The following is a 6,191-nucleotide window of genomic DNA, read 5'->3' as shown; positions in this document are numbered from 1 at the left end:
GCGCAGGAGAGAAGCCAGTCGCGACTTGGCCGTGGTATCACCCTCTAAAATGCCTCGATCTGTCCACCTCAAATGGGCAAATTCGTGACTTGCAAAAGGCACAAGAACCGTGGAAAGCCCCAACTCGAAGAAAATTTGAAGTGCGAGAATGTCTGCAAATGTAAAGTAGTAGCCCTGTTCAACCGGAGTTAGAAAACGGCTGATGAGGAGAAGAGAGAGTGCCCCGGAGATAAGGGTCCAACCCCTATTAATGGCGGTATAGGCGATGGCACGATCGATACCTAGTGCCTTCCAAAGTTTCTGTAACCAACGCCACCCCTTTGGCTGCATTTGCACGTGTGACTTATATCTTTCCTAGATACACTGTCAACCTAAAATCGCCTTTGCAGCGGTCATAATCCCTTCTACAGAAAGGCCATGAACGCCACGAAGCGCCTCTTGACTTCCTGCGTGGGATGCCGGCTTGCGAGGCAGGTGAAGAGCGCGAAATGGCACCGTGCATCCCTCAGCCGCTAAGACCTCGGCTACGGCAGAGGCAAGCCCTCCTACCCCGTGCTCTTCAACGGTGATGATCCCCCCGGTCTCCGTGGCTGCGGCCAATACGGCTTCCCGATCAAGCGGAGTCAAAGTGTGCATGCTTAGCACACGCGCCTGTATGTCGTCTTCTGCTAAACGCTCTGCTGCTTTTACCACCGTGGCCAGCATGCCCCCGATACTTATGAGCGTTATGTGGTTGCCTTCTCGCAGTTTAATGGCTTTGCCTATCTCGAAGTTCGGCTCTGCAAGGTGAACCGTTGGCTCTCCCGCCTTACCAAGGCGAAGGTAGCAAGGCCCCTCGTGACGCACAATGGCACGTGTTGCCAAACGAGTCTCAATGGGGTCGCCAGGAGCAATAACGGTCATTTCGGGTAGAACCCGCATCACGGCGAGGTCTTCAACACCGTGGTGCGTATAGCCTTGCGCTCCGTAGGCCAACCCGCCTCCCACGGCCACAATCTTCACATTCGCGCGGTGGTAGCAAACATCATTACGTATCTGCTCCAAACAGCGCAGCACCGGAAAGTTCGCGATGGAGTAAGTAAATACAATCTTTCCGCACATGGCCAGGCCTGCGGCCATTCCCGTCATGTTCTGTTCGGCAACACCGACATTGACGTAACGATTCGGGAATCGATCGCGAAAGCGCTCCAATACCGAGTAGCCCAGATCGCCGCAAAGCAGCCAAATACGCTCCTCCTGTTCGGCCAGATCACACAACTCCTCGATAAATGCCGTTCTCATTGGCAGCCTCCAAGCTCATCTAGGGCTTTTTGTAGCAACTCCGCATTGGGCGAACGGTAATGCCACGCCAGTTCCCCCTCCATGTAGCTAACCCCTTTGCCTTTTACTGTGTGCGCGATGAGTACCGACGGACGCCCCTCTTGAAAAGGAAGAGCCTGGAGCGCAGAAAGAATCTGACCATGATCATGTCCATCTATCTCACGCACCGCCCATCCAAAAGCCTCCCATTTGGCCTTAAGTGGCTCCAAGCCCAACACCTCGGCAACGCTGCCAAAACTCTGAATCTTGTTGTAATCTACCATGGCGACCAAGTTGTCAAGACGATGGTGGCCGGCAAACAGAATCGGCTCCCAGTTGGAGCCTTCATCAAGCTCTCCATCGCTTAGCATTACGAAAACGCGATAGTCTGCCCCGTCGCGCTTGCCGGCCAAGGCCATACCACAGCCTATAGAAAGTCCGTGCCCTAAGGAACCGGTGGAGACCTCCACTCCGGGCACATGGTGGCTAATGTGGCCGGTGAGAAGAGACCCGTCTGCACAGTAGGTCTCAAGCCATTCTGTGGGGAAGAAACCGCGCTCGGCAAGCACTGCATACAGAATAGCAGCTCCATGTCCCTTGCTCAACAGAAAGCGGTCGCGTTGTGGCCAATGGGGTTCCTGCGGCCGTACCCGCAAAATGCCTCCGTAGAGACAGGCCAAAAGATCGGCCATGCTTAAGCAGGTACCGATATGCGAGGCGTTCGCCCGATGCACCATGCGCAAGGCGTGAGCACGTATGCGTCGAGCGAGATCAGCGGTTGTAACGATGTTGGTTTGCACGATACCACTCCACAGTCTGTTTCAAGCCCTGTTCTAGGGAGGTTTTCGGCTCCCACCCGATAGCCCTCAGCCGGCCGATGTCGGCTTGTAAATGCATCACTTGATCGGGGCGATAGGGCACCTCACCGAATCCCAGGGGAAGCGAAGCATCTATATTATCGCGGATATACTCTATGATAGAACGCAGCGAGCGTGCCTCGCCAGACCCTAAATTAAACACGCCTTCTGCCCCTGTGTGGTGCAGCACATGACAGATAGCGGCGGCGACATCGCCGACGTAGAGATAGTCCCATAGCTGTTCTCCTTTGGTAAGTTTAGGGCGTTCTCGGCGCAATAGAGAGAGAATGAGGTAGGGGATCATCCAGTAGGGACTGTCCATGGGACCATAGGAGGAGAAGAGACGCAGCCAGACGAAGCGCATTCCGTAGTGTTGGCACAACCCTTTGGTAAGATGGCATAAAGCGAGCTTGCTGATGCCATACAGGGTTGTAGGAGCGGTTTCCGCCTGTTCCGAAACGATCTGGTTGGCCGGCCCGTATTCCGCCTGTGAGCCAAGCCCGATCCAGTGTTGACAGCCGGTCTCAGCAACTATGCGTAATAGTTCTAAACTGCCGGGAACGTTTGCATAGACCTGTGCCACGTCGTTGCGTTCGGCGTTGCCCACCCCTTTCCAGGCGAGGTGAATAACGGCTTCAGGGCGAAATTGGGCGATGCCTTCTGCAAGCGTTTGAGGGTTAAAAACATCTCCGTGGAGAACGGTAACCCTGTCTAAAAGCTCTTGGATGCGCCACGGGTCGCTAGAAGGACGCACAACAACAGCCACTGTTTCCCCTTGCTCAAGCAGTTTGCGCAAGGTATAAGCCCCCACGAACCCTGTTGCACCGGTTAGTAAAACGCGCATTTCATGACATCCTTCTCAGATGCTCCAAAGCCTTATGGATTCGTAAATACGCCGGTTGGCGATAAGGAGGGTCCTTGATATCAAAACGTATTCTGTGCACTGTCTTTGCTAAAGCGATGCGCAGGTAGTAGAGCCAATATCTCCATTCGAAGTCAGAGGGAAGTTTATGAACAGAGGTATACCCCTCCAAAAATGGCTCCCGCATCCAGTCTTTAGTAAATGTTCCCCAGCCTGCAATGTCGAATATCGGGTCGCCACAAAGGGCGTCCTCCCAGTCTAAAACCGCTGTAATCTGTTCTCCGTCGGTCACAATATTGTGATGTCCCAAATCTCCATGAAGGAGATGGGATGAGACCTCTTGTAAGGTTGTAGACGCTTCGTTACGGAAAAGATGTAAGCAAAATTGGGCATCCTGAGAAGACAGGACTCCGACGTTTTTGCATAGCTCAAGATGGTCTTCTAAGTGGAGAAAGATATAATCTGACCAGGTGGCTTTGCTTCCGCGCGGTTTATCCGCGGCCTCTTGTAAGAAAGCGATATCTAGTAGGCCGTAGTTTTCGCCGGATAGGGTGTGAATGTGTGCTACCGTTCTGCCGAGAGCAGCAAGTAAGGAAGGGCTGATGGCCTGTGTTTGAGGGTCTTCATACTGTTTCAGCGGCCGGCCTAACGCGGCGAGAGAGAGCATGTGGTCGAATGCGCCGCTACTGTTACCGAGTTCAACGGCAATAACAGAAACGGTGGGAACACCGCGATGGGGCAAATAGGAGGTTGCCCAAGCATCAAATAAAAAAGCAAACGCCGGTGTATCCAACAAAAGATTGGCACGGAGGTAGTAGCATTGGTTTGATTCAAGTTCGATACGATAGACCGCGTAAAATGTGCCCATTTCCATTAAAGGAACAATCTGAAAGTCATCCGTGAAAAAACGGCGGCAAATGTCTTTAACGGCAGAGAGATGTCGAAGACACACCTCATTGCGGCGTTCGCGAAGAGTGGCAAGCCTTTGGTCTGGAAGTTCAATATCGGCCTTTCGCAGAAAAAGGCGCGCCTGCTCCTCACGGAACGCCGAACTTGAGGGTAGCAGAGCATAAGCTTGGGTTTGCAAACTAGAGATCGGCATAGCCTAGGTGTTTTAGCATTACAGAGGCAAGAGAGCGTATCTCTGCCCTTTCCTCCTGAGAAAGCTCGCGTAGGGTAGCCATGTTTGCTTCTGGGGTTGGAATGCGTACCGTTCCCCATGGGTAGACCTCTTGCAATCGCTGGCCGTTCCAAGAGGGATAGAGTAAGGTATCCGACCACGCGATGCCGAGGCGCTCACACAGGTTGCCTAGTGTCTTTTTAGGGTCGGCAATAATGTCTTCAAAGCGAAGGAGGTGAAAACGTTTCGGGTAGCGCTCTGCAAAGGTAAGCGCCATATGCTGGAGAATATTCCACGTCCACACATAGCGCGAGAGGGAGAGAGGGAAGGGGCGTTTTTTGGTATCGGCATAGCCGGAGTAGGGATTGCGCACCACATGCACGATGTGGGCATCGGGTAGGTCGGCAAAAATCTTCTCCGTATCAATGGCCTGCACCGGATTGTAGCCAACATAGTACTTTTCCTGGCCGGTGCGCTGTACATTACGCCAAGTGTCGAAAGTGGCCTCGAAGAAGGCCATCACGAGATTCCCACGTGTTCGCGGTTTCTGCTGTGCGATCTCTACAAAGCGCTGTTTTCGTTCCTTCTCATCAAGTTGGAGGTCTGCATGGGCGAACTTGCTTCTTGAGGGAGTGCGCAAACGCGCCTTCATCTCCTCATCATAAAAAAGCTCGTAATCCTCTTTCGGATGGCCTTGAAGAGGAAACTCAGGCCAGCGATAGCGGAAAGGGACAAAACTCGTGAAATAGTCGGCTACTAAGCTTGTGCCCACCTGAGATTCAAACGGGTAGACAAACAGTTCTGGATGCCCATCAAGCATACGATGCGTGGTATTCCCCCCATTTTCGTACATAGCCGAAAGCATGATGAGGCGTTCGGGTTTGGACATATCGTTCTATATCTCCTTAAAAGGTTTTTCGTTTTCTGCAGAAAGGAATGCACGATACCATCGGATCGTGCGCGTAAGCCCCTCATCAAGGGTGAAGAGAGGCTGCCAACCCAGCATACGACGCGCCTTCTCCGCACTTAGATACTGGTGCTTGATCTCGTTGCTCGCCTCGTTCAGGATAACCGGCTCTAAGGAAGAGCCTATAAGGTGGCGAATTTTATGGACTAAGTCGAGGACGGTCACCTGGATTTCGTTGGAGAAGTTAAACGCCTCTCCCCGCAGTTCGGGGCGTTTGGCAAGCTGCTCGGCCAGCAACATATAGGCCGCTGCGCCATCCTCAACGTAGAAATAGTCACGAATATAGCTACCATCCGAGCGGATCACAGGGCGTTCTCCCCTCAGAAGGGAACGAATGGTGCCGGGCACAATGCGATTCCAGTTAAGGTCTCCGCCGCCGTAGAAATTGCCACAGCGCGTGATCACCACCGGCAGTTCATAGGTTTTGGCGTAGGTATGGGAGATGAGATCGGCGCAAGATTTACTCACATCGTAGGGATGCTGTCCTTGAAGTGGGGTGTTCTCATCATAGGGTAGTTTCTCTTGATCTCCGTAGGCTTTGTCGGATGAGGCTACCACGATCTGTTTTACCTTAGGGCTTCTGCGGCAAGCCTCCAGAAGGCACCAAGTACCCTGAATGTTGGTTTCAAACGTGGAGATGGGGTTGCGATTCGCGATCCCAACAATCGTTTGGGCGGCGAGATGGATGACGGTGTCTATCTCATATTCCCCCAATATTCGCTCAAGCAGCGCCTGGTCACGTATATCCCCGCGCACAACGCGCACGCGCTCTATGTCGCCACTACGAACCAACTCGCTTTGGGGAACCCAGTCGCGCACGAGACAGACGACATCGGCCTGCGCCTCCAAAAGCCGTTTAACCAGCCACGCCCCCACTAAGCCGGTGGCGCCGGTAATTAGGGTCGGACGATCTCTCCAGAATGCGTTCATTCCCAAACCTTCCACGGAGCGTTTGCCGATTGCCAGAGGCTTTCCAGAAGCCTCTTGTCGCGCAGCGTGTCCATACACTGCCAAAATCCCTCGTGTCGGTAGGCGGCGAGCTGCCCCTCCTTTGCTAGCACCTCGAGGCCATCTCGCTCTAAAATG

Annotated in this window: 6 protein-coding genes and 2 pseudogenes; all 8 read right to left on the bottom strand. The window is 53.3% G+C overall.

Going from position 1 to position 6,191, the window contains the following annotated elements; translation table 11 throughout:
• Nucleotides 1-336, bottom strand: a pseudogene (locus VKV18_RS08420) (hypothetical protein); the annotation flags it as partial.
• A 30-nt stretch (nucleotides 337-366) separates the two neighbouring features.
• A complete protein-coding gene (locus tag VKV18_RS08415) occupies nucleotides 367-1,281 on the bottom strand; it encodes a transketolase family protein (protein ID WP_324203761.1) in 915 nt (304 codons plus the stop codon).
• The gene (locus VKV18_RS08410) at nucleotides 1,278-2,099 is read right to left on the bottom strand and encodes a transketolase (protein WP_324203760.1); all 822 of its coding nucleotides are present in this window, start codon (nucleotides 2,097-2,099) and stop codon (nucleotides 1,278-1,280) included. The genes VKV18_RS08415 and VKV18_RS08410 overlap by 4 nt, the downstream gene beginning before the upstream one ends.
• A complete protein-coding gene (locus tag VKV18_RS08405; RefSeq protein ID WP_324203759.1) occupies nucleotides 2,071-3,000 on the bottom strand; it encodes an NAD(P)-dependent oxidoreductase in 930 nt (309 codons plus the stop codon). Before VKV18_RS08405 ends, VKV18_RS08410 begins: the two co-directional genes overlap by 29 nt.
• 1 nt (nucleotide 3,001) lies before the next feature.
• Nucleotides 3,002-4,120 carry a phosphotransferase enzyme family protein gene (locus VKV18_RS08400; protein ID WP_324203758.1) on the bottom strand — a complete coding sequence of 373 codons (1,119 nt, stop codon included), beginning with the start codon at nucleotides 4,118-4,120 and terminating at the stop codon, nucleotides 3,002-3,004.
• Complete coding sequence (locus VKV18_RS08395) at nucleotides 4,107-5,027, bottom strand: sulfotransferase (RefSeq protein ID WP_324203757.1); 921 nt, start codon at nucleotides 5,025-5,027, stop codon at nucleotides 4,107-4,109. The genes VKV18_RS08400 and VKV18_RS08395 overlap by 14 nt, the downstream gene beginning before the upstream one ends.
• A 6-nt stretch (nucleotides 5,028-5,033) precedes the next feature.
• On the bottom strand, nucleotides 5,034-6,035 hold the full coding sequence (locus VKV18_RS08390) for a GDP-mannose 4,6-dehydratase (RefSeq protein WP_324203756.1): 1,002 nt from the start codon (nucleotides 6,033-6,035) through the stop codon (nucleotides 5,034-5,036).
• Nucleotides 6,032-6,191: pseudogene (locus tag VKV18_RS15835) on the bottom strand (glucose-1-phosphate cytidylyltransferase); the annotation flags it as partial. The gene VKV18_RS08390 and the pseudogene VKV18_RS15835, both read right to left, overlap by 4 nt.

This window comes from Chthonomonas sp., assembly GCF_035294505.1.
GTDB lineage: Bacteria > Armatimonadota > Chthonomonadetes > Chthonomonadales > Chthonomonadaceae > Chthonomonas.
The sequence above is the reverse complement of the archived record's forward strand: the minus strand, read 5'-3'. Positions and strand labels throughout refer to the sequence as shown.

Bases quoted from the DNA above. Each gene is read 5' to 3' on its own strand.
- VKV18_RS08405 (WP_324203759.1), bottom strand. From the start codon at position 3,000: ATGCGCGTTTTACTAACCGGTGCAACAGGGTTCGTGGGGGCTTATACC.
- VKV18_RS08400 (WP_324203758.1), bottom strand. From the start codon at position 4,120: ATGCCGATCTCTAGTTTGCAAACCCAAGCTTATGCTCTGCTACCCTCA.
- VKV18_RS08415 (WP_324203761.1), bottom strand. From the start codon at position 1,281: ATGAGAACGGCATTTATCGAGGAGTTGTGTGATCTGGCCGAACAGGAG.
- VKV18_RS08390 (WP_324203756.1), bottom strand. From the start codon at position 6,035: ATGAACGCATTCTGGAGAGATCGTCCGACCCTAATTACCGGCGCCACC.
- VKV18_RS08395 (WP_324203757.1), bottom strand. From the start codon at position 5,027: ATGTCCAAACCCGAACGCCTCATCATGCTTTCGGCTATGTACGAAAAT.